This window comes from Ensifer sp. PDNC004 (assembly GCF_016919405.1).
In the GTDB taxonomy this organism is placed as follows: Bacteria; Pseudomonadota; Alphaproteobacteria; order Rhizobiales; family Rhizobiaceae; genus Ensifer.
On record NZ_CP070353.1, the window covers coordinates 3159757 to 3181040 of the forward strand.

A 21284-nucleotide genomic window follows, 5' to 3' on the forward strand; every position below is an offset into this window, starting at 1 on the left:
GAGTTTTTTTATGCCTCTGCGGCGATCTCCTTTGTTCTTGAATATGTCGTTCTCACTGGTCTGTCGCGCGCTTGCCTGCGGGCGCCGTGACGTTTCCTCCGCAACCACCTAGTTCCGCCTTCTTATATCGTCGAACCTGATGTCGAAGCGCGCCAGGTATTTGCTCAGGCGGTCGGCGTCGTTGCTGCTTTTCTTTTCCAGCCGTGACTGAGCGAACAGGGCGCGGCCGGCGGCGCTGAGCGTCGGGTGTTCGCGGCAGGCGCGGATCACGGCCGAGAGTTGGACGGCGTCGAAGCGGTCGAGGCGGGCGGCGGCTTCCGTGCCGAGCAGGTCCTGAAGGGTCGCATCGTCTGCGTCCTTGACCGACGACGTGTGCCAGAACGCGTTCAGGCGTTGGACTTCGTCATCGACGACATCAGTCGTGATGCGTCCGTGTGGCGCCAGCGTCGCCATCCGGGTGACGGAGGCCGAGAGGTCGCGGAAATTGGCACTCCAGACGCCCTGAGGCCCGGTTGCAAAGGCCAGATAGCGTTCGCGGGCTTCCTTGTTGAAGGTGATGTTCTCGCCCTCGCGTTCGAGAAAGCGTTTCAGTTCGAACTCCAGATTGGGCTCTATGTCCTCCCGGCGTTCGCGCAGGGCCGGCAGTCGAAATGTCCAGAGATTGAGGCGCGCATAGAGGTCTTCGCGGAATCTCCCCTTGGCGACCTCCGCGCCGAGGTCGCGGTTGGTGCCGGCGAGAAGCTGGAAGTCCGCGGAAACTTCGCGGTCCGCGCCGACCGGCAGAAAGCGTTTCTCCTCGATCGCCCGCAGGCACATTGCCTGTTCGTCGAGGCCGAGTTCGCCGATCTCGTCGAGGAAGAGCACGCCCTGGTCCGCCGATTTGAGCAGGCCGGCCCGTTCGGTGGCTGCCCCCGTGAAGGCGCCTTTCACGTGCCCGAATAGGGTCGACATCGCCTGGTCGCCCCTGAGTGTTGCACAATTGACTTCGACGAAGGCGCCGCTGGCCTTCCGCTGCGATTTCTTGAGTTCATAGATACGGCGCGCGAGCTGCGATTTTCCGGCGCCGGTCGGTCCGGTCAGCAAGACGGGCGCGGTCGAGCGGATCGCCACGCGTTCGATTTCGTCGATCATCCGGTTGAAGGCGACATTGCGGGTCGAGATGCCCGATTTCAGGAAAGAGGCGGCGTCCTCACGTTCCGAGGCAAAGCGTTTGGCGATCTCGTCGTAGCGCGACAGGTCCAGGTCGATGATCCGGTGCGTGCCGGCGAAATCCTGGCCCGGCTCGCGGTCGCGCGGTGGCGACAGTTGAAGCAGTCGGGCGGGAATGATGCGGGCCTCGGTCAGCAGGAACCAGCAGATCTGCGCCACGTGCGTGCCGGTGGTGATGTTGATGAGATAGTCTTCGGCATCCGGGTCGAAGGCATAGCTGCGGGCAAAGTCCCTGAGGCTGGTATAGACCTCCGAGAAATCCCAGGGATCTCGGAAATTGATGGTGTTGCTGCGCACTTGCGTGGCCGGCGATACGGTTTCGATGTCGCCGATGATCCGCCGGGCCAGCGGCGAGGCGTGATTGTCGTGGATCAGTTCCAGTCGGTCGACGAAAAGCCCGGGCTGTTGGCATAGCCCGACATTCGGCCGCCACCGGTTCCAGCGGTCCTCCCATTTGCCCATGTCGAGCGTGGTTCCCAGGATGCTGATGACGACACGACGTTTCATGTTTATCCAAGTTTATAAGAACGTATATTTTTGGATAATATATCTTGCGTTGCGCCGTTTCGCAAATTTTCGTCGAAATTCGCCGGCGAAAATTTTATTGTTTTAAAACAACATCATGAGTGAGTATTTGCCAATTTTTCTGCGGAGTTTTCGAAACTGGCACGCCTCTTGAATTGTATCTGGCATGAAACAACCAAGAGGTGCCGTCATGGTCAACAAGGCGATCTTCAAGACCTATCTCGGAAAATTGCTTCCGGGCACGGACACGAAAAACCACGCAGCCGCGCCGGCCTATAGGCTGACCCCGCGCGAAGCGCTGGCGCAGTATGCGGTGACGGGAACCTTCAACGGCACGTTTTACGCCGACGGCGCAGAACAGCTCGAGGCGGTCAGGGCGCTGGCAGTCGAGGTCGAGCCGGATTTCGTGGCCAAGGTGGCAGTCTATGCCGCCGAGCGTGGTCACATGAAGGATATGCCGGTGATGCTGCTGGCCCTGCTTTCGAGCCTGCAAAGCGACGTCTTTGCCCGCGCATTCCCGCGTGTGGTCAAGAGCGGCAAGATGCTGCGCGGCTTCGTACAGGTGATGCGTTCGGGCGCGGCAGGGCGCAAGTCGCTCGGCACTCGGCCGAAGAAGGCGGTGCAGGCCTGGCTGGAGCACGCCAGCACGATGCAGGTCCTCGGGGCAATGGTGGGCAACGATCCATCCTTGGCCGATGTGATCCGTATGGTTCACCCGCGGCCGGCCACGCCGGAGCGACAGGCGTTCTATGCCTGGGCGCTCGGCAAGCCGTACGATTACGTGGCGCTGCCGGACGTGGTGAAAGCTCTGCAGGCCTTCAGGCGCGACCAGACCCAGCCGCTGCCGGACGTTCCGTTCCAGTTGCTGACGTCTCTTGCCCTGACGCGGGAGCATTGGGTCGAGATCGCAGCCAAGGGCGGCTGGCAGATGCTGCGGCAGAACCTCAACACCTTCGCGCGCAACGGCGTGTTCGAGGTGGAAGGGGTCGCCGAGGCGATCGCTCGGCGCCTGGCGGATCCGGACGAGATCCATAGGTCGAAGGTCTTCCCCTATCAGTTGATGATGGCGTGGAAGATGGTCGACGGTCAGGTGCCGGAAGTCGTGCGAGACGCATTGCAGGATGCGATGGACATCGCCATCGGCAATGTGCCGTCGCTCGCCGGCCATGTGGTGTTGTGCCCGGATGTTTCCGGCTCGATGGGTTCGTCCGTGACCGGCTACCGCCAGGGCGCCACATCCGCGGTTCGTTGCATCGACGTTGCCGCGCTGATGACGGCCGCATTCCTGCAGCGCAACCCGCAAGCACGCGTGTTGCCGTTCGGGAACAACGTGGTGAACGTCAGCCTCAACCGGCGAGACACGGTCATGACCAATGCCGAGAAACTGGTTGCCGTCGGCGGTGGCGGAACGAACTGCTCCGCACCGTTGAGGGCGCTCGCAAATGAGAAGGTCAAGGTCGATCTCGCCGTTTTCATCTCGGACAACGAATCCTGGGTGGATGCGACCCGGGGCGGTCAGGCAACGGCCGTCATGGCGGAATGGGCAAGGATCAAGCGGGTCAACCCGGCTGCAAAGCTGGTCTGCCTCGACATCCAGCCCTATGCGACGACGCAGGCGCCGACGCGGGACGACGTTCTCAACATCGGCGGCTTCTCGGATGCCGTCTATGGGGTCATCGCGTCCTTTGCCGCCGGCACCAACGGAGCGGACGGCTGGGTGAAAACCATCGAGGCGACCGAACTTTAAAAACAAGGCAATACCCTCGCGCCGCCGTGAACGGCGCGGGGGACCGTGACGAATGCCGGTTGAAACTACAGATCGTTAATCTCCAGGTCGCGGGTTCAAATCCCGTCGGATCCCCCACTTTGTGGATCCGTAGCTCAGCGGATAGAGCAGGACGTTTCACCACACCTCGTCGTCACGGACCAGAGATATGGCGAATGCAAGAGGAACTACATGGCCGCGGCAGGTTCGAATCCTGCAAGGGATCACGCATCCCTTCGGTAGCGGGGCGTTTCTCAATCACTTGTCGCCATAGCCGAACGCAGCGGCGAATGCCGGACGGAACTACATCGCCACCACAACTGGATGGCCTGGCAGGTTCGACTCCTCCTCGGCATACGCTCTCTGGCACGAGCGGGGCCATCCGGTTTCGTCCACCCTCGTCGCCGCTGCATGGCTTTCAATGACACCCGCCTGGCGGGCGTGAAATGCCCGGCGAATGCCGGCAGGACTACAGGTAGAGCGGCTCGCCGGTTTCGGCGGGCAGGTCGGATGTTCAAGTCATCCCGCTTCCCCGAAAGGCGGAGCGTAGCTCAGCAAACCGTCCTGCCAAAACTCGTCGCCGGGAGACGGCCCACGGCGAATGCCGCTGGAGACACCATTGAGTCGCATCGCGCCACGACCGTGGAATGCGTGCGGCAATGTCTCCGGCCTACGCTTGTCGCTTGGGGACTAGATGAACACAGAGCACAGAAGGGCTGCGAACGCAGAAAAGAAGATGACCGAGATAATGAGCGGACAGGATTTGATCGATGCCGGCATGAGCCAGGGCAAGTGGTTTCGCGATGCGCTGGACGCCGCCAACAGGGCGCTCGGCGCCGGCAGCTCCATGACCGATGCGCTGGAAATCGCTCGCGGCTATCAGCCGGGGCCGACCCTGCCGCTGAAGGCCGCCAACGACGTGCCGATCCACATGAACATCCGCGCCGAGAACGCCCACGAACAGGAGAATATCGAAAAGGTGCGCGCGACCATGCGCGAGCTCGCCCGCACGCCAGTCGTACGGTCGGCGGCGATCATGCCTGACGCCTGCCCGTCCGGACCCGTCGGAACGATCCCGGTTGGCGGCGTGGTCGCGTCCGAAGCGATCCATCCGGGCATGCATTCGGCCGATATCTGCTGCTCGATGGCGATCTCCATCTTTCCGGGCGTGGCCCCGAAGGCGTTGCTCGATGCCGTGCATGCCGTGACGCATTTCGGTCCGGGTGGTCGTCCGCGCGGCTCCCAGCTCAAGCCTTCGGAAGCGACCCTGTCGGCGTTTGAGGAAAACCCGTTGTTGAAGGATTTCATCAGCATCGGCATCGACCACTTCGCCACCCAGGGTGACGGCAACCACTTTGCCTATGTCGGACAGATGAAGTCGACCGGCGAGACGGCGCTCGTCACGCATCACGGATCGCGTGCGCCCGGTGCGCGGCTTTACGATCGCGGCATGAAGATCGCCAACCGGTTCCGCGAGGAGCTGTCGCCCGAAACGCTCCGGGACAATGCGTGGATTCCGGCCGACAGCGACGAGGGGGAAATGTACTGGTCGGCATTGCAGACGATCCGTCAGTGGACGAAGGAGAACCACTACGCGATCCATGACATGACGGCGGAAAGCTTGGCTACGCGTGTCGGCGATCGCTTCTGGAACGAGCATAACTTCGTTTTCAGAAAGTCCGACGGCCTGTTCTATCACGGCAAGGGGGCGACACCCGCCTTTGACGGGTGGGCTGGCGATGCGACCGATCTGACGATCATTCCGCTCAACATGGCGGAGCCGATCCTGATCGTGCGTGGGTCCAATGCGGCTCACGGGCTCGGGTTTTCGCCGCACGGGGCCGGCCGGAATTTTTCGCGTACGGCACATATGCGCCGGCTCGGCGACGATTTCGGTGCAGACGGTCGCGGGCTCAGCCCGAACAACATCGCTGCCGTCATGGAGCGCGAGACCGTCGGCCTCGACGCACGCTTCTTTTCCGGCCACCCCGACGTTTCCGAGTTGCCGAGCGCCTACAAGAACGCGGCGGCCGTTCGGGAGCAGATCGCCGAGTACGGCCTTGCCAACATCGTCGACGAGGTGATCCCTTACGGATGCATCATGGCGGGCGACTGGCAGAAGGATGCGCCCTGGCGCAAGAAGCGCCGCTAGCATCAGATGTCGAGGAGGAAGGCGGCGATTGCCGCCTTCCTTCAATTTTGCCGAAGGATCGGGCCGTTCGGCTTTGTCCCCCGACCGTAAGATCGATCAGGGAAGGCCGGATCACATCATTTCTTCGGTGTCTTCTCCGCCGGTACTGCCGGGGCCTGCAGGTTGCCGAGAAGCGACGAGATCGCGTTTTCGCCGTTGAACCCTGCCTCCTTCAGCAGTTGGTCGACGATCGGCTTGTTGGCCTGATAGGACAGGAGCTGGCCCGCCAGGCCGTCGCCAAGGCCGATGCCGTTCGCAGCACCGTCGCCGCCGCCGTTGCGGCCGAGCATGCCGCCGGTGTCGAAGATGCGGATGTCGGAGATCTTCTCGATCGGCTTGACCGCTTCGGCCAGTGCTTCGGGAATGATGCGGATGCGTTCGCGCAGGATCTCGAACTCGATGATGGCGGAGCTCAGCTTGTTGCGGGCGTCGTTGAGCAGCGCCTCGCTTTCGGCCGCAGCCTTGCCGGTTTCAAGCACGCCCTTGGCCTTGATGATGGCGGCGTCGGCCTCAGCGGTGGCAAGCGTCTTGATCGCATCGGCCTGGTCGAGGGCCGCCTGCTTTTCGGCTTCGGCGCCAACGGTCACGGCCGTTGCCTCGGTTTCGGCGTTCTTGCGGGCGTCGATGACGGCGATCTGGCGTTCGCGTTCGGCGATTTCAACGGCCTTTGCCGTCTCCACCTTTTCTTCCGCGGCGATGGCGAGCGCGCGGGCAGTTTCAGCCTGGGCCTTGGCTTCCGATTCTTCCCGGCTCTTGTTGGCAACGGCAATGGCGCTTTCCTGCGAAACGATCTGCAGGTCGCGGCGGGCTTCCGTGTCGCGCTGCTGCACGGCGCGGGTGGCGTCGATGTTGGCGCTTTCGCGCGCCTGCTTGGCGAGTGCCTCGCGCTCGGCGATCGCCTGTTCGGCGGCGATGCGGGCCTCCTCCTCGGCGCGTTTGGCCGCCTGTTCCTGCTGCGCGGTTTCGGCGCGGGTGGCGGCCGACTTGTTGGCGATGTCGCGTTCCTGGTTCAGTTCCGCCTCGCGCTTGGTGCGTTCGATCGTCAGCGATTGCTGGCGGGCTTCCAGGTCCTTCTGGGCGATCGCCACTTCGGTATCGCGCACGATCTCGTTGCGCTCCTTCTTGCGGCCTTCGGTGATGCGGGTCAGCGCCGCAAGACCATGGGCGTCGAAGAAGTTGTTGGCGTTGAAGTGCTTGATATCCGTCTGGTCCAGCCTCGTCAGCGAAACGGACTCGAGTTCGAGACCGTTCGACTGCAGATCCGCGCCGACGGCTTCCTGCACCGCCTTGACGAAATCCATGCGCTGTTCCTGGAGCGCGTCGAGGCTCATGGTGGCGGCAACCGAGCGCAGGCCGTCGACGAACTTGGCCTCGATCAGCACGCGCAGTTGTTCGGCGTCGTTGGTGCGGTCGCCGAGCGTCTGGGCTGCCAGCGCGATCGAGGAAGCATCGGGCTTCACGCGGACATAGAATTCCGCACCGATATCGACGCGCATGCGGTCCTTGGTAATCAGTGCATCGCCTTCGCCGCGCCGGACTTCGAGGCGCAGCGTCTTGAGGTTGACGCGGGCGATCGAGTGGAAGATCGGCAGCACGATGGAGCCGCCGTCGAGGACCACCTTCTGGCCGCCGAGGCCGGTGCGCACATAGGCTTCGTCGCGGCTCGAGCGGGTATAGAGCGATGCAAGAACAAAGCCGATGCCGAGGATCAGGACGATGCCGATGCCGGCCGGCACCAAGAGTTCATAAAACATGATTGCTCCGTGAGACTTTAAGACGAGGGAATATTAAGGAGTGGGCGGCGTCAGCAGGTCTGCCGGCGCCGATATCGCAATGAAAATGTTGGAAACACGATCGACGACGAGCACCTGTGCGCCAATGGCGATCGGTTGCTCGTTGCGGGCAGCGCGTGCGCGCAGCACATGCCAGTTGCCGTGGCGGTCCTTGAGGCGGATGCGTCCCGGCAGGCCCTGGTCCAGCGGGCCGACGGTGACTTCGCCGCTGCGGCCGACGAAGTCGCCGAGATCGACGGCATAGCTTTCGTCACGCGGCACGATCTTTGCCACCCATCGGCTCGACATCCGAACCGCAGGCAGCGAGACGGCGAGGGCCGGCAGCGCCGCGACAAGGGCCGGCAACGGTGCCCACAGGGCCCCGGCCACCGCCTGGATGACAAAGCCGGTCATCGCGAAGAGGCCGAGGAAAAGCATCAGGAGGACCAGCAGCGGCACACCGCCGACATTGAACCAGGACATCAGTCCGCCCAATGCGTTGTGGTCGTCCAGCCAGGCCTTGTCGATCGCCTCGCCCAGCGAGAAGCCGAGCAGCAGGCAAAGGAGCTCGATGCCGGTGAAGGCGGCCAACATCACCGCCGCAACCGCGAAGGGTAGGGATTCCGGGGCGAGGAAGAACAGCATGGGCGTCAGTGCTGCTTTGCCTTGAGCGCGGCCAGCCTTGCCTCGATCGCCTGGTCGCGATGCAGGCGGTCGAGTTCGTCCAGCTCGGCGCTGTTGCTGTGTTCTCCGCCCGGTACCCCCGTGGCGCGGGAGACGGCGGCAGCGGCACGGGCGGCGCCGTCCACCGGGCTGGGCTTCGCCAGGCTCGAAACCTTGCTGTCGGGGAATTGGGCGATGCTGCGCTTGAGATCGGCAAGCCGCGCCTCGGCCTCGCGGCGGGTGGCCAGCACCGCCTGCAGCGCCTGCTGGCCCTCTTCGAGATCGGTGCGGGCGCCGGCGAGCGCCTTGTCCAGCGCGGCCAGCTGCGATTCCAGGTCGATCTGGCGGGCGACGCCGGCCTTGGCGAGATCCTCTCGCGCGGCGGAGATCGCGGTGCGGATCTTCTCGTCCAGCTTTTCGAGATCGGCGCGGATTTCGTCGCGGCGGCTGAGGATGCGATATTCCTCGGCGCGCGCCTGGCCGATATCGACCCGGGCCTCTTCGGCGGCCGCGTCGATTTCGCGGAGTGCCTGCTCGACGATCACGATCTTGTTGCTGCCTTCCGCCTTGTCGACGGCGGCATTGGCGAGACCGGCGATCAAGCGGCCCATGCGGGACAGGATGCCTTCATTCGTCATCATTTTCTTCTCCGTTCGGTCGGAATGCGGGGTGACGCCGATGTGGATCTGATAGCCGCCGTCCTGCGCAACGAGCTGGGCGGCGAAGATATTCAGGGTGCCGGATGTATAACCGGCGACGTCGTATGGGATCGCGACGCGACCGCGCACGGTGGCGACGGTCAGGTCCGACGGTCCCTTGATTGCAAAAAGCTTGTCGTCCAGCGGCAGCCGGCCGACATTGGCCTGCTGTCCGCGATTTGCCGCGAAGTCACGCAATCCGAGCGTGACCATCCGTGCCGGAAGCCCGGTGCGCTCCCGGACCGTTTCGTAGGCAAGTTCATGCAACGTTACGAGGTTGGCGCCCGCCTTTTCGCCGGCGAGTTCATCGAGCATCGCCAGCATGTCGGCGTAGGCCACGAAGGTTTCTTCCAGCGCGTGTCTGGCGTCCGCGTCCGGCGCGAGGTCGTAGCACAAGATCGACGTGTGGTTGCTCTGAGCCATGAGCAATAACATAAAGCACCGCTTTCGTGCTTTCAAGGATCTGCTCAGGTTTAAGTTGCAATTTTCTTTTGCTGAACGCGCGCAACGGTCGCGGCGCCGGCAATGCGGGTTGCAGCGGCGGAGAAATGGGGCGTCGAAAGCGGACGATTGACCTGTAGGTTCATTCCGCCGCGTTGTTGCGCAGCCAGGTTTCCAGCGCGGCAATCACCGAGAGCCGCAGGCTCGCGCCCTTCGACAGGGCGCGGGTGAGGGACAGGTCGTCGCCGGCAAATCCCATCTCGGCCATGATGTCGTTCGCCCGCATCCGGCGGCGGTTCATGATCGTGCGGATTTCGGCGATCGTTTCGGGCAGCAGGTAACGACCGCTCGCAATCGCGGGGGGCGCTGCAAGCGGTGGATCGATTTGAGCGCGCGGAGCAAACCCGTCCGCGGCGCCGTTGCTGCTCAGCCAATTGAGGAACGTTTCACGCTCGGCCGGGCTTGCCTTGGTCCAGGAATTCTTGAGCTTGTCGAGGCGCGTGCGCTCGTCCTTGAGCCCTGCCGCGATAAGCGCCTTGCGCAGCGACGGGATGCGCCCGGCGATGAGATCCGCATGGATATCAGGGAAATCGAGCTTCAGGCGCTGCACGTCCGCGGTTTCGTCGCTCTTGGTTTTCTTCGACATGCTCATTCCCGCGCCGTTCGTCCGCGACATGCTCTAGCGTGCTCGGCCGCCCGGCGCGAGCGAAATAGGTCGCTATCCTCTATCCTTTGTCGGCCGACCTCGTTAGGGAACGCAGGGAGAGTAACGCGACGTTGCGTGCAGAATGCCCTTTGTCGGACATCATGCATCCAGCTTTACGCAAGTCCCTTCGCCTATCGTCACCTCAATGGCCGGGATGTGACACGGCGAATAAAGGACAATGATATGTCAAACGATATCGAGCATTACCGCGATCCATCCGATTCGATGGTTGCCCTCTATCTCGCGAACAATGACGGCGACGAACTGACCGACGTGCTGGTCGCCGCCCTTGAAGATGCCTTCCGCATCCTGAGCGACGAGATCTCCGGCGAAACGATGCATTGAAGCAGGGCGCGTCTCCCCGGCGAGCTACCCCTCCGGGCTGATCCACCGTCGGTTGCGAATCGGCGAGGAAACACCCTATCTTCGCCCGGTTCTAACCGGCGACGTGTCGACCTTTTCGAGAGAGCTCGGAATGCGCGTCGCTAGCGCAAGGGGTGGAGGCGCATGATGACAATTTCTATCTGGCATTGGGTGGTGATTTTGCTGGTCATCGGTGTGCCCGTCTGGCTGATCCTTCGCGCCCTGAAGCGTTGACGCTATGCGCCCGCAGGCGGGCGCGCGGCGGCAGAGGACAAGGCTTTGCGGATCCTGTTTGGACGGCCCGATCGTCGCTCCGGCACCCTTGTCCGTAACGACTGCCGCCCCGGCCTGCTTGCAGGCCGACCGGCCGTGGCATGACCAGCGGCTGCCGCTCAGTTTTCCTGCAGCAACGCTTCGGCCGAAAGAGCGACGGATAGGACGGTCGCATCGGTTCCGTTTCTCCCCACCAGCATCAGTCCAGCCGGACGCACGAGGCCCGGCATCGGCACGGTAATGGCGGTGAGATCGAACTGGTTGGCGACCTGGCAGTTGCGCAGCAGCAGACTTTCCACGCGGTCGTACTCTTTGGCGTCGTTGTCGACGCTGGCAATCGACACGGCGGCAATCGGCGTCGTCGGCAGTGCGATGAGGTCATAGGGCGAAAGCCGCTCGTCCATGGCGAGGGTGAGCGCATGCCGGGTTTGCAGCAGGGCCGAGATCGCCGCGTCGGCCACCAAGATGCGGCGGCGAAGCGAGACCTTGACCCTGTCGTCGACGCGGGCGGTCTCGTCGCCCAGCCAGTCCGCGTGGACGCGGCTTGCCTCTAGGCCCGCAATCGAGCCGATGCGTGTCGCTTCGCCGAGTTTCTCGATCAAGTCGTCGATCGTGCAGTCGACGATCTCAGCGCCCGCTTTCTCCAACCGGTCGAGGCTTGCGGCGAAGGCATCGGCGACTTCGGGGGAGGCGTCTTCAAACAACCGGCCGCGGGGGATGCCGATCCGTAAGCCTGCGATCGCACGGCCGACGGGCGGTTTTGGTTGCTCGCCGGCCATCACGGCGTCAGCTGCAACGCAGTCGGCAACGGTCCGGGCGAGCGGTCCGAGCGAATCCAGAACCGGCGAGAGCGGAAAGGCGCCATCGAGCGGAATGCGGTTCGCCGTCGGCTTGAAGCCGACGATGCCGTTCAGCGCCGCAGGGATGCGGATGGAGCCGCCGGTGTCGGAGCCGATGGCGATGTCGCAGGTGCCTTCGGCCGCCGAGACGCCGGCGCCAGAGGATGAGCCACCGGGGATCAGGCTTTCGTCGGTGGCGTTGCCGGGCACGGGGTAGTGCGGATTGAGCCCGACCGCCGTGAAGGCGAATTCGGTCATATGCGTCTTGCCGATAATCACGGCGCCGGCAGCGCGCAGCCGCTGGACAACGAGCGCGTCTTCTTGGGCCGGCGGCGCATCGCGGCGAATGATGGAGCCGGCAAGCGTCGGTTCGCCGGCGACATCCAGCAGATCCTTGATCGAAACGATCTTGCCGTCGAGCGGCCCAAGGCTATCCCCCGCCTGCCGGCGACGGTCGGCTGCGTCGGCCTCGCGGCGCGCGCTTTCCTCATAGAGACGGACGAAAGCCTTTTCCGCGTGCCGGCGATCGTTGAGCCGGCTCAGGATCTGTTCCAGGCGGTCGCGGACGGAGACGTTGGCGGCGTGGGGCACGATGATCACCTGTCGAATAGGGGGCCGCCATCGGCGGCAGGGGCGGGGTCGTTGCCTGGGTTCACCGAGGTCAACGACGGTCACCTTGATAGCAGCATTGTTGGCGATTGCCATCGTGCCATTGTCGCCGCGGCCGGCGCCGACCTTCACCGAACTGTCGCCAAACCGTTCAAATAGTTTCATGGCCCTGTTACGTCGCTGACACCCAGATGACCAAAGGTCCGGCACGCACGATGGCGCTGCCGAATCGGAGGTCTGTTTGGCCGATATCCTCAAGACGCTTTCAAGGCGTTCTTTCCTGCTTTCCGCCGGTGCCGCGGGCTTCGTGGCCTCATCCGGTCTCGCGACACCCTTTTATGCGCGCGGCTACGGGCGGCCGGAATTCATTCATGGCGTGCAATCGGGCGATGTCGACACATCCTCCGGCATGATCTGGACGCGAGTGGATCGTCCGTCGAAGGTGTCGGTCGAATATTCGACCACCGAGAGCTTCTCCAATTCCTTTCGCCTTGCCGATCTGACCGCGACGCCGCAGACGGACTGTGCGGTCAAGTGCTCGCTCGATGGGTTGCTGCCGGACCAGGACATCTTCTATCGCTTCACCGCCACGGATCTCTACGACGTGAACCGCGTCTCCGAGCCGGTCACCGGCCGGTTCCGCACGGCCCCCTTGCGCAAGCGCTCGATCCGCTTCGTCTGGTCAGGCGATACCGCCGGGCAGGGCTGGGGCATCGACGATGTCGGCATGAAGACCTATTCGACGATGCGCCAGCACGAGCCGGACTTCTTCATTCATTCCGGCGACACGATCTATGCGGACAACCCGATCCCCGACGAGATCAAGCTTCGCGATGGCGGCATCTGGAAGAACCGGGTGGTGACGCATGAGAAACGTGACGTGGCGCGCACGCTGGAAGAATATCGTGGGCAATGGAAATACAATCTGCTCGATGAGCACGTGCGGCAGCTGAACGCCGTCTGCCCGACCTTCTATCAATGGGACGACCACGAGGTGCTGAACAACTGGTCGGCCTCGACCGACCTTAGCGACGATGCGCGTTATCCCGACAAGGATATCGCCGTCTATGCCGAGCGGGCGGCACGGGCGTTCAACGAGATGACGCCGATCCGCAACGTCGCGACGCAGCCCGGCCGCATCTTCCGCAAGATCGCCTATGGTCCCATGCTCGACGTGTTTTTCGTCGACCTCAGATCCTATCGTGGCGCCAACCAGGAAGACGGCGGCGGCGCGCTGTTCGGCTGGCGACAGGTCGACTGGCTAAAGCGCGAGTTGGCTGCCTCGCGAGCCACCTGGAAAGTGATCGCCTGCGACATGCCGATCGGTCTCATCGTCTGGGACGATTACACCAACCGGCGCGGTTCGGACGCGATCGCCAATGGCGATAATGGCGCGCCTCAAGGGCGCGAGCGCGAGTTTGCCGATCTTCTGCGCTTCATCCGCGACAACGGCATCGACAATCTCGTCTGGCTGACGGCGGACGTGCACTACACCGCCGCGCATCACTACGATCCGGGTCGCGCCGCCTTCAAGGATTTCACGCCGTTCTGGGAGTTCGTGTCCGGGCCGCTGCATTCCGGCACCTATGGGCCGAAGGAGCTCGACATGACCTTCGGGCCGGAGGTCCGCTTCATCAAGGCGTCCGGCGGCGGCATCGACAGCAACCTGCCGCCATCGGCCGGCCTGCAGTTCTTCGGCATCGTCGATATCAACGGCCAGACGCAGCAAATGACGGTGCGGCTGATGGACCGGCAGGACCAGGAACTCTGGCGCGTGACGCTCGATCCGGCCGCAATTGCATGAGGAATTCGGTTGCGGCCAACAGCTTTCCAAACGGCGTTCGCGAGACCCCTGGCGAGTGCAAACCCATGGCCTACCGGCATTTGACCACGACGCTCATGCGTGCGCCCCCCTTTCGCAATCGCAAAAAAACCTGTATGAGCGCGACCATTGAAAAAGCGGCGTGGCCCATCGGGGCTTGCCCTGAACCTTCCGAGACGAAAAATGAGCATTCGTAACATCGCGATTATCGCGCACGTCGACCATGGGAAAACGACCCTTGTTGACGAGCTCCTGAAGCAGTCGGGCTCGTTCCGCGAAAACCAGCGCGTTGCCGAACGCGTCATGGACTCCAACGACATCGAAAAAGAACGCGGCATCACCATTCTCGCCAAGGCGACCTCGGTCGAGTGGAAGGGAACGCGCATCAACATCGTCGATACCCCCGGCCACGCCGACTTCGGCGGTGAAGTCGAGCGCATCCTGTCGATGGTGGATGGCGCCATCGTTCTCGTCGACGCTTCCGAAGGCCCGATGCCGCAGACGAAGTTCGTCGTCGGTAAGGCCTTGAAGGTCGGTCTGAAGCCGATCGTCGCCATCAACAAGATCGACCGCCCGGATGGTCGCCACGAAGAAGTCATCAACGAAGTCTTCGACCTCTTCGCCAACCTCGACGCTTCCGACGAGCAGCTCGACTTCCCGATCCTCTACGGTTCGGGCCGCGATGGCTGGATGAACGTCAACCCGGAAGGTCCGAAGGACCAGGGCATGGCGCCGTTGCTCGACCTGGTGCTTAAGCACGTGCCGGAGCCGACGGTTGCCGAAGGCCCGTTCCGCATGATCGGCACGATCCTTGAAGCCAACCCCTTCCTTGGCCGTATCATCACCGGCCGCGTTCACTCGGGCTCGGTCAAGCCGAACCAGGCCGTCAAGGTGCTCGGCCAGGATGGCAAGCTGCTCGAAAGCGGTCGTATCTCGAAGATCCTCGCCTTCCGCGGCATCGAGCGTCAGCCGATCGAAGAAGCGCACGCGGGCGACATCGTCGCGATCGCCGGCCTTACCAAGGGCACCGTCGCCGACACCTTCTGCGACCCGAGCGTTGCCGAAGCGCTGACCGCCCAGCCGATCGACCCGCCGACCGTTACCATGTCCTTCATCGTCAACGACTCGCCGCTCGCCGGCACCGAAGGCGACAAGGTCACGAGCCGCGTCATCCGCGATCGCCTGTTCAAGGAAGCCGAAGGCAACGTTGCGCTGAAGATCGAAGAATCCTCGGAAAAGGACTCCTTCTTCGTGTCGGGCCGCGGCGAACTGCAGCTTGCGGTTCTGATCGAAACCATGCGCCGCGAAGGCTTCGAACTTGCCGTTTCGCGTCCGCGCGTCGTCATGCACAAGGATGACAACGGCCAGCTGCTCGAGCCGATCGAAGAAGTCGTCATCGACGTTGACGAAGAGCATTCGGGCGTCGTCGTGCAGAAGATGTCCGAGCGCAAGGCCGAAATGGTCGAGCTGCGTCCGTCCGGCGGCAACCGCGTCCGTCTGGTGTTCTTCGCTCCGACCCGCGGCCTCATCGGCTACCAGTCGGAACTTCTGACCGACACCCGCGGCACGGCGATCATGAACCGCCTGTTCCACGCCTACCAGCCCTACAAGGGTGAGATCGGTGGTCGCGTCAACGGCGTTCTCCTGTCGAACGACGCCGGTGAATCGGTTGCCTACGCGATGTTCAACCTGGAAGACCGCGGCCCGATGATCATCGACGCCGGCGAGAAGGTCTATGCCGGCATGATCATCGGCATCCACACCCGCGACAACGACCTCGAAGTGAACGTTCTCAAGGGCAAGAAGCTCACCAACATGCGCGCCGCCGGCAAGGACGAAGCTGTTCGCCTGACGCCGCCGATCCGCATGACGCTTGAGCGCGCGCTCTCCTGGATCCAGGACGACGAGCTCGTCGAAGTGACGCCGAAGTCGATCCGTCTGCGCAAGCTGCACCTCGACCCGAACGATCGCAAGCGCTTCGAAAAGGCCCGCACGGCCGGCGCTGCCTGATCGATCCTGATCGATCCCATGACTTTCAGAAAAACCCCGGAGCGATCCGGGGTTTTTTGCTGTGTGTGCCACCGATGGGCGACTTGCGGATAAAGTTAAAAAGGCGTTAACCTTCCATTGGGTGCCGTTAAAGTTGCCTGTGGGTTAACGCAGGCCGGCAACCGGGCGGGATTCCTGTTCGCCTTGTGTGTGTTTAGAGTCGCGAGTCATGAAGACTGTTTCGATAGAGATTCGGCCCGGGGAGCCGCAGGAAGCGTCGGCAATTGCCGATGTGCACCGCGTTTCGTGGCTGCAGACCTATGGCGGTCTCATCCCCCATCGTCCGCTCGTTCAGATGGTCAATCGCCGCGACGAGACCTGGTGGCGCAAGGCGACCCGCGGGCCTGCCACGCTGCTCGTCGTTGACGTGGCCGGAACCATCGCCGGCTATGCAACGCTCGGCCTCAGCCGGGCCAAGGCCCTGCCGCAGGAAGGCGAGATCTACGAGATCTACCTTCGGCCGGAATACCAGGGCATCGGCCTCGGGCGTATCCTCTTCGGCGAGGCCAAGAGCCTGCTGCGTTCGCTCGGCTGCCGTGGCCTCGTCGTCTGGTGCCTCGAGGACAGCGAGCATGCCTACCAGTTCTTCCAGGGTGCCGGCGGTATCGACATCGCCGAAGGCATGGAAGATTTCGGCGACAAGCACCTGAAGAAGGTCGGCTTCGCCTGGAACTAGGCGCGATGCCTTCGCAACACTGAAATCAAAGACTTATTCAGGCAGTTGGTTGTTGGGGGCGGCCGCCTTGTCGCCCCGCGTGCCGTGATAGGCGGGCTTGTCGATGCCGCAGCGGAAGGTCGGTGCCACCTCGTCGGCGATCTTGCGGGCGAGCGCATTCGGATCGGGATTGGCAAGCGCATCGACATAGCCGGCGACGCAGCCTTTGCCGTCATCCTTCTCGGCCACCTTGGAGATGACGAGCACCTGCCCTTGAAGTGCGGGAACCGAAGCGCCGGACGCGTCGGTGTTCTCGATGAACCAGCGCAGGATCGTCGCGACGGCCTTGCCATCCTTGGCAATCCGCCACTCCACGGTCGTGCCGGCGTGGTTGAACGGAATGAAACTCTCGAAAGCATCGTCGGCATAGCGTTGGTTCAGGTGACCGAACGAGACGCTCTGGCGGATGTCGGCCTCCTTGAAGCGAACGGGGTAGTCCGCATGACCGGGGCAGGTCATCAGCGCGTACATGCCCTCTTCTTCGGCGATCGTCTTGCACGTGTCGCGGCCTAAGTCGGTATAGACGCTCTCATTGGCCAAGACGGGGCCGGCGGACAAAAGCATCAGCGCCAGGCATGCAACCCTTCCGTTCATGCGAAACTCCCTCAAACGCGACTGGCAGACCCTTGGCGGTCGATCGACAGGCACGAAACGACCGGTTGAATCTGCGCTACGGACGAAAGTTATGTTGCATCGCGGCATGTTTCCCTTTATCCGACGGGCAAACTTCTCAAACCGACCCTGGAGTAGATCCATGCGCATCGACGCGATTTCCATCGGAAAGAATCCACCAGAAGATGTCAACGTGATCGTTGAAGTTCCCGTCGGCGGCCATCCGATCAAGTACGAGATGGACAAGGAAGCCGGCACGCTGGTTGTCGACCGCTTCCTCTACACGCCGATGACCTATCCGGGCAACTACGGCTTCGTGCCGCACACGCTCTCGGACGATGGCGACCCGATCGACGTTCTGATCTGCAACACCCGTCCGCTGGTTCCCGGCTGCGTCATCAACGTCCGCCCGATCGGCGTGATGATGATGGAAGACAACTCCGGCAAGGACGAAAAGATCATCGCCGTTCCGTCGGCTCATCTGACCCAGCGCTACGACAAGGTTCACGAATACACCGACCTGCCCGAAATCACGCTGAAGCAGATCGAGCACTTCTTCGAGCACTACAAGGATCTGGAGCCCGGCAAGTGGGTGAAGATCTTCGGCTGGAAGGACGCTTCCGTCGCCAAGCAGCTGATCGCGGAAGCGGTTGAGCGCGCCAAGGGCGCCAAGTAAGCCTTATCTGCCGGCCAGTTCGGCAAGACGCCTTATCAAATCCTCCGGGTCGCCCTCGATCCGGAGGATTTTTTTGCGCTGTGTTTCGCCTGAGATGAGGGAGAGCTTGCTCTTGGCGAGCCCGAGCTTCTTGGCGAGAAAGGCAAGCAGGGCCTGGTTGGCCTTGCCCTTCTCCGGAACCGCGCTGACGCGAACCTTCAGGTGTTCGTCTCCGTCGGCAGCCGCTTCCACGCCATCAATGGCATCGCGGCCGCCATTCGGCGTCAGGCGCACCGTCAGGCGAATGTGATCGCCGTGCGCGGTGAAGGCCTTGCTGGCCATGGTTAGCCAAGCAGGGCCGGCGCGATCGTGGTGTTGAGGAAGAGCTGGATGAAATAGAGGATCACCAGCACGACCAGCGGCGACAGGTCGACGCCGCCCATGTCGGGAAGCACGCGGCGGATCGGGCGATAGAGCGGCTCGGTCAGCTGGTAGAGCGAGCGGCCGATCATGTTGATCGCCTGGTTGTTCACGTTGATGACGTTGAACGCGTAGAGCCAGGAAAAGATGGCCGACGCGATGACCAGAAACCACGCGATGTTGATGATGAAGTTCAAAGTGCCGATGACAGCAAGCATGCCGGTCTCCAAATCGTTATTGACAGACATGTAGACATTGAGACCTAAACGAGCAAGTACGCCGGTTTATCGGGCGCGATCATGTTTAACATGAGGCCGTTCGACAGTCGGTGTCAGTAAAGCGCGGTGTGATCTTTCGGACCCGCCGCTTGCGCTTTAGGTTCTGAGTTGTCGCATGTCGTTCTCGCAAAGCCGCTACACACTCTCGCGCGACGTGCTTTAGGAGCGCCTCCCCATGTCCGCCGTTCATGCCTCGCATCGTTTTGCCGCCTTTCGGCATGTCGGCTATCGCCGCTATTTCTTTTCCCGCTTCCTCGCTTACTTCGCGATCCAGATCATCTCGGTCGCCGTCGGCTGGCAGATCTATGATCTGACGCGCGATCCTTTCGATCTCGGCCTGATCGGTCTCTTCCAGTTTTTGCCGTCGCTGGTGTTGATCCTCGTCACCGGATCCGTGGCGGACCGCTACAACCGGCGCATGATCATGGGTGTCTGCATGGTCGTCAGCACGCTTTGCGCGGCGGCGCTGCTCGCGCTCACGGTCACCGGGCTGTTTTCGCCCTGGCCGGTCTATGCGGTTCTCGTGGTCTTCGGCATCGAGCGCGCGTTCCTCGCGCCGGCGTCGCAATCGCTGGCGCCCAATCTCGTGCCGCCCGAGGACCTACCCAATGCGATCGCCTGGAACTCCACCTCCTGGCAGACCGCGATGATCGTCGGTCCGGTCGCGGGCGGCCTGATCTATGCGCTCGGCGCGGTCTTTCCCTATGCCATCGGCTTCTGCTTCTTCCTCGCCTCCGCATTCATGGTCTTTGCCATTCCGAAGCCGGCAACGCGCACCGCGCCCTCGGCGCAAAGCTGGCAGACGATCACGGCAGGCTTTCGCTACATCAAGGCGGAGAAGGTGGTGCTCGGCGCCATATCGCTCGACCTCTTTGCGGTGCTGCTCGGCGGCGCTGTGGCGCTGATGCCGGTCTTTGCCCGCGATATCCTCGACCTCGGCCCCTGGGGGCTCGGTCTCCTGCGTGCTGCCCCTGGTATCGGCGCCGTCGCCATGGCCGTCTGGCTTGCCGCCCATCCGATCCGACACCGCGCCGGCTTTTACATGTTCTTAGGGGTAGCGCTGTTCGGTCTCGGCACGGTCGTCTTCGGTCTTTCGGCAACGCCCTGGATCTCGATCGGAGCGCTTGTCGTGATGGGCGCTGCCGACATGGTCTCGGTCTATGTGCGCGAGACGCTGATCACGCTCTGGACGCCGGACGAGCTGCGCGGCCGGGTCAACGCCGTCAACATGGTCTTCATCGGCGCGTCGAACGAGCTTGGAGAATTCCGCGCCGGCATGATGGCGTCGGGTTTCGGCGGGGTCTTTGCCGTCGTCTTCGGCGGCATGGGCACGCTGCTCGTCTCAGGGCTCTGGGCGCTCGGCTTTCCGCAGTTGCGCAAGATCGACACGCTCGACGTGCCTGATCACCACAAGTAGACGGTGGGGACAGAGGGCGCGTTACGCGCTTTCCGCCTTTCGTTCATTGCGCATGAAAATCAGTTCCAGGAAGTTTTCCATCCAGGTGCGCAGCGGCCCGTCGTGCTGCATGCGGCCGTCGAGATGGGCCTTGCCCACCTGGGCGCCGGGCATCTCGAAGCGGTGCGCGCCGTGCACGACCCAGCGGTGCATCATGGCGCGGGTAAGCTCGCCGTGGAACTGGATGCCCCAGGCATTGTCGCCATAGCGGAAGGCCTGGTTGGGATAGGTGTCGCCGGTTGCGAGCAGTTCGGCGCCGGAGGGCAGGTCGAAGCCCTCGCGATGGAAATGGTAGACCATGGCCGGCCAGTCCATCAGCGCCTTGCCGGCTTCGGTCGCAACCAGCGGATACCAGCCGATTTCGGTCATGCCCTCGTGATGCGGCGCCACCGAGCCGCCGAGGTTGCGCGCCAGCATCTGCGCGCCGAGGCAGATGCCGAGATAAGGCTTGTTTTCCTTGAGCGGCACGGAAAGCCAGTCGATCTCGCGGCGGACGAACTCTTCCTCGTCGTTGGCGCTCATCGGACCGCCGAACACGATCGTGCCGCTGTGCCGTTCCAGCGTTTCCGGCAGGTCGTCACCAAGCGCCGGGCGACGGATGTCGAGCCCGAAACCCTTTTGTTCGAGTATCTGGCCGACGCGGCCGGCGCTCGATCGCTCCTGATGCAGGATGATCAGGACGGGTTTTCGCGCGCTGTCGTCGGGCATCGGCATTTCAGTTATCCTGTTGTGACTCGGCTTTCTCGACCGTGTCGCTTCTGGCTGCCGCCTCCTGGCGCTGCAGCACCCGGTCGCGACCGGAGACCCCGAGCAGATCGGCAATACGCCAGATCACGTGATCTTCCATCTCGCTGCGCTCGCCATCGGCATAGACGACGTCCCAGAGCATGCCGACGAGTTCGACGCGCTGCTCCTCGGAGAGGTGGCGCTTGAGCTCGGCGGTAAATTGATAGAAGTCGATCGCCTCGCTCTCGGCAGTCTCGCCGGCTTCGATCAAGGCGGAGAGCGAGGCATCGTCGAGCTTGTAGTGCTCCTTGATGACCTTGCGCATCTTGCGCCGTTCGGACGCGAGGATCCGGCCGTCGGCCTCCATCACCTGGAAACAGAGAGCGATGACCGCCACGCGCGGATCGCCATGCTCTATGCGCTTCGCCGGGCCGGTCAGGCCATCGAGAAACGTCCGTAAGCGTTCAAACATGTATTTTGCCACAGCCCCTTGAGAA

Annotated in this window: 20 protein-coding genes; 9 read left to right on the forward strand and 11 right to left on the reverse strand. The window is 62.9% G+C overall.

Translation table 11 applies throughout. From position 1 onward, the window contains the following. Window positions 1–108 precede the first annotated feature (108 nt). Window positions 109–1716: an RNA repair transcriptional activator RtcR gene (gene rtcR, locus JVX98_RS23560; RefSeq protein ID WP_205237568.1), complete on the reverse strand. Its 1608-nt coding sequence runs from the start codon at window positions 1714–1716 to the stop codon at window positions 109–111. 208 nt (window positions 1717–1924) lie between these two features. On the opposite strand from rtcR, the gene JVX98_RS23565 reads away from it, so the two are divergent. Both JVX98_RS23565 and JVX98_RS23570 read left to right on the forward strand, forming a co-directional pair. Next, entirely contained in the window at window positions 1925–3481 is a 1557-nt protein-coding gene (locus tag JVX98_RS23565) for a TROVE domain-containing protein (RefSeq protein WP_205239510.1), read from the forward strand. Window positions 3482–4247: 766 nt separating this feature from the next. Then, entirely contained in the window at window positions 4248–5651 is a 1404-nt protein-coding gene (locus JVX98_RS23570; protein ID WP_205239511.1) for an RtcB family protein, read from the forward strand. Between the two features lie 116 nt (window positions 5652–5767). Here the strand turns inward: JVX98_RS23570 and JVX98_RS23575 are convergent, their stop codons facing one another. The 4 genes from JVX98_RS23575 to JVX98_RS23590 form a co-directional block, all read right to left on the reverse strand. Further along, complete coding sequence (locus JVX98_RS23575) at window positions 5768–7444, reverse strand: flotillin family protein (RefSeq protein ID WP_205237569.1); 1677 nt, start codon at window positions 7442–7444, stop codon at window positions 5768–5770. A 33-nt stretch (window positions 7445–7477) separates the two neighbouring features. Further along, window positions 7478–8107 (reverse strand): OB-fold-containig protein, encoded by a 630-nt coding sequence (locus tag JVX98_RS23580; protein WP_205237570.1) that lies wholly within the window; start codon window positions 8105–8107, stop codon window positions 7478–7480. 5 nt (window positions 8108–8112) lie between these two features. Beyond that, window positions 8113–9258: a PspA/IM30 family protein gene (locus tag JVX98_RS23585; protein ID WP_246765064.1), complete on the reverse strand. Its 1146-nt coding sequence runs from the start codon at window positions 9256–9258 to the stop codon at window positions 8113–8115. Between the two features lie 148 nt (window positions 9259–9406). After that, complete coding sequence (locus tag JVX98_RS23590; RefSeq protein WP_192450992.1) at window positions 9407–9910, reverse strand: hypothetical protein; 504 nt, start codon at window positions 9908–9910, stop codon at window positions 9407–9409. 243 nt (window positions 9911–10153) lie between these two features. Here JVX98_RS23590 and JVX98_RS23595 point away from each other — a divergent pair, with 243 nt between their 5' ends. After that, window positions 10154–10315 carry a hypothetical protein gene (locus tag JVX98_RS23595; RefSeq protein ID WP_192450991.1) on the forward strand — a complete coding sequence of 54 codons (162 nt, stop codon included), beginning with the start codon at window positions 10154–10156 and terminating at the stop codon, window positions 10313–10315. 162 nt (window positions 10316–10477) lie between these two features. After that, window positions 10478–10567 carry a twin-arginine translocase TatA/TatE family subunit gene (locus tag JVX98_RS32615; protein ID WP_192450990.1) on the forward strand — a complete coding sequence of 30 codons (90 nt, stop codon included), beginning with the start codon at window positions 10478–10480 and terminating at the stop codon, window positions 10565–10567. Window positions 10568–10725: 158 nt separating this feature from the next. Here the strand turns inward: JVX98_RS32615 and JVX98_RS23605 are convergent, their stop codons facing one another. Continuing rightward, window positions 10726–12219 (reverse strand): amidase, encoded by a 1494-nt coding sequence (locus JVX98_RS23605; protein ID WP_246764940.1) that lies wholly within the window; start codon window positions 12217–12219, stop codon window positions 10726–10728. Window positions 12220–12295: 76 nt separating this feature from the next. Here JVX98_RS23605 and JVX98_RS23610 point away from each other — a divergent pair, with 76 nt between their 5' ends. From JVX98_RS23610 to JVX98_RS23620, 3 genes are all read left to right on the forward strand, one after another. Then, the gene (locus tag JVX98_RS23610; RefSeq protein WP_205237571.1) at window positions 12296–13858 is read left to right on the forward strand and encodes an alkaline phosphatase; all 1563 of its coding nucleotides are present in this window, start codon (window positions 12296–12298) and stop codon (window positions 13856–13858) included. A 201-nt stretch (window positions 13859–14059) separates the two neighbouring features. Then, on the forward strand, window positions 14060–15886 hold the full coding sequence (gene typA / locus JVX98_RS23615; RefSeq protein ID WP_205237572.1) for a translational GTPase TypA: 1827 nt from the start codon (window positions 14060–14062) through the stop codon (window positions 15884–15886). Between the two features lie 208 nt (window positions 15887–16094). Continuing rightward, complete coding sequence (locus JVX98_RS23620) at window positions 16095–16601, forward strand: GNAT family N-acetyltransferase (RefSeq protein ID WP_205237573.1); 507 nt, start codon at window positions 16095–16097, stop codon at window positions 16599–16601. A gap of 33 nt (window positions 16602–16634) precedes the next feature. On the opposite strand, the gene JVX98_RS23625 is transcribed toward JVX98_RS23620, so the two are convergent. Further along, entirely contained in the window at window positions 16635–17234 is a 600-nt protein-coding gene (locus JVX98_RS23625; RefSeq protein WP_205237574.1) for a hypothetical protein, read from the reverse strand. Window positions 17235–17394: 160 nt separating this feature from the next. On the opposite strand from JVX98_RS23625, the gene ppa reads away from it, so the two are divergent. Beyond that, window positions 17395–17928 carry an inorganic diphosphatase gene (gene ppa / locus JVX98_RS23630; protein ID WP_043619957.1) on the forward strand — a complete coding sequence of 178 codons (534 nt, stop codon included), beginning with the start codon at window positions 17395–17397 and terminating at the stop codon, window positions 17926–17928. Between the two features lie 3 nt (window positions 17929–17931). Here ppa and JVX98_RS23635 read toward each other — a convergent pair whose 3' ends face one another. Together JVX98_RS23635 and JVX98_RS23640 are read right to left on the reverse strand one after the other, a co-directional pair. After that, window positions 17932–18249, reverse strand: a complete 318-nt coding sequence (locus JVX98_RS23635; RefSeq protein ID WP_205237575.1) for a DUF167 domain-containing protein — start codon at window positions 18247–18249, stop codon at window positions 17932–17934. A 2-nt stretch (window positions 18250–18251) separates the two neighbouring features. Continuing rightward, window positions 18252–18545, reverse strand: a complete 294-nt coding sequence (locus JVX98_RS23640) for a YggT family protein (protein WP_139108271.1) — start codon at window positions 18543–18545, stop codon at window positions 18252–18254. A 235-nt stretch (window positions 18546–18780) separates the two neighbouring features. Here JVX98_RS23640 and JVX98_RS23645 point away from each other — a divergent pair, with 235 nt between their 5' ends. Beyond that, complete coding sequence (locus JVX98_RS23645; RefSeq protein ID WP_205237576.1) at window positions 18781–20022, forward strand: MFS transporter; 1242 nt, start codon at window positions 18781–18783, stop codon at window positions 20020–20022. A gap of 21 nt (window positions 20023–20043) precedes the next feature. On the opposite strand, the gene JVX98_RS23650 is transcribed toward JVX98_RS23645, so the two are convergent. Then, the gene (locus JVX98_RS23650) at window positions 20044–20775 is read right to left on the reverse strand and encodes a glutamine amidotransferase (RefSeq protein ID WP_371826530.1); all 732 of its coding nucleotides are present in this window, start codon (window positions 20773–20775) and stop codon (window positions 20044–20046) included. A gap of 1 nt (window position 20776) precedes the next feature. After that, window positions 20777–21259, reverse strand: coding sequence for a TerB family tellurite resistance protein (locus JVX98_RS23655; RefSeq protein ID WP_034802604.1), 483 nt, complete (start codon window positions 21257–21259; stop codon window positions 20777–20779). Window positions 21260–21284 lie beyond the last annotated feature (25 nt).

What these genes read in the sequence shown, in the direction of transcription:
- JVX98_RS23575 (WP_205237569.1), bottom strand. Translation starts at nt 7,444, where the DNA reads ATGTTTTATGAACTCTTGGTGCCGGCCGGCATCGGCATCGTCCTGATC.
- JVX98_RS23595 (WP_192450991.1), top strand. Translation starts at nt 10,154, where the DNA reads ATGTCAAACGATATCGAGCATTACCGCGATCCATCCGATTCGATGGTT.
- JVX98_RS23590 (WP_192450992.1), bottom strand. Translation starts at nt 9,910, where the DNA reads ATGTCGAAGAAAACCAAGAGCGACGAAACCGCGGACGTGCAGCGCCTG.
- JVX98_RS23625 (WP_205237574.1), bottom strand. Translation starts at nt 17,234, where the DNA reads ATGAACGGAAGGGTTGCATGCCTGGCGCTGATGCTTTTGTCCGCCGGC.
- JVX98_RS23565 (WP_205239510.1), top strand. Translation starts at nt 1,925, where the DNA reads ATGGTCAACAAGGCGATCTTCAAGACCTATCTCGGAAAATTGCTTCCG.
- JVX98_RS23620 (WP_205237573.1), top strand. Translation starts at nt 16,095, where the DNA reads ATGAAGACTGTTTCGATAGAGATTCGGCCCGGGGAGCCGCAGGAAGCG.
- JVX98_RS23640 (WP_139108271.1), bottom strand. Translation starts at nt 18,545, where the DNA reads ATGCTTGCTGTCATCGGCACTTTGAACTTCATCATCAACATCGCGTGG.
- typA (WP_205237572.1), top strand. Translation starts at nt 14,060, where the DNA reads ATGAGCATTCGTAACATCGCGATTATCGCGCACGTCGACCATGGGAAA.
- JVX98_RS32615 (WP_192450990.1), top strand. Translation starts at nt 10,478, where the DNA reads ATGATGACAATTTCTATCTGGCATTGGGTGGTGATTTTGCTGGTCATC.
- JVX98_RS23655 (WP_034802604.1), bottom strand. Translation starts at nt 21,259, where the DNA reads ATGTTTGAACGCTTACGGACGTTTCTCGATGGCCTGACCGGCCCGGCG.
- JVX98_RS23570 (WP_205239511.1), top strand. Translation starts at nt 4,248, where the DNA reads ATGAGCGGACAGGATTTGATCGATGCCGGCATGAGCCAGGGCAAGTGG.
- JVX98_RS23650 (WP_371826530.1), bottom strand. Translation starts at nt 20,775, where the DNA reads ATGCCGATGCCCGACGACAGCGCGCGAAAACCCGTCCTGATCATCCTG.
- ppa (WP_043619957.1), top strand. Translation starts at nt 17,395, where the DNA reads ATGCGCATCGACGCGATTTCCATCGGAAAGAATCCACCAGAAGATGTC.
- JVX98_RS23605 (WP_246764940.1), bottom strand. Translation starts at nt 12,219, where the DNA reads ATGAAACTATTTGAACGGTTTGGCGACAGTTCGGTGAAGGTCGGCGCC.
- JVX98_RS23580 (WP_205237570.1), bottom strand. Translation starts at nt 8,107, where the DNA reads ATGCTGTTCTTCCTCGCCCCGGAATCCCTACCCTTCGCGGTTGCGGCG.
- JVX98_RS23585 (WP_246765064.1), bottom strand. Translation starts at nt 9,258, where the DNA reads ATGTTATTGCTCATGGCTCAGAGCAACCACACGTCGATCTTGTGCTAC.
- rtcR (WP_205237568.1), bottom strand. Translation starts at nt 1,716, where the DNA reads ATGAAACGTCGTGTCGTCATCAGCATCCTGGGAACCACGCTCGACATG.
- JVX98_RS23635 (WP_205237575.1), bottom strand. Translation starts at nt 18,249, where the DNA reads ATGGCCAGCAAGGCCTTCACCGCGCACGGCGATCACATTCGCCTGACG.
- JVX98_RS23645 (WP_205237576.1), top strand. Translation starts at nt 18,781, where the DNA reads ATGTCCGCCGTTCATGCCTCGCATCGTTTTGCCGCCTTTCGGCATGTC.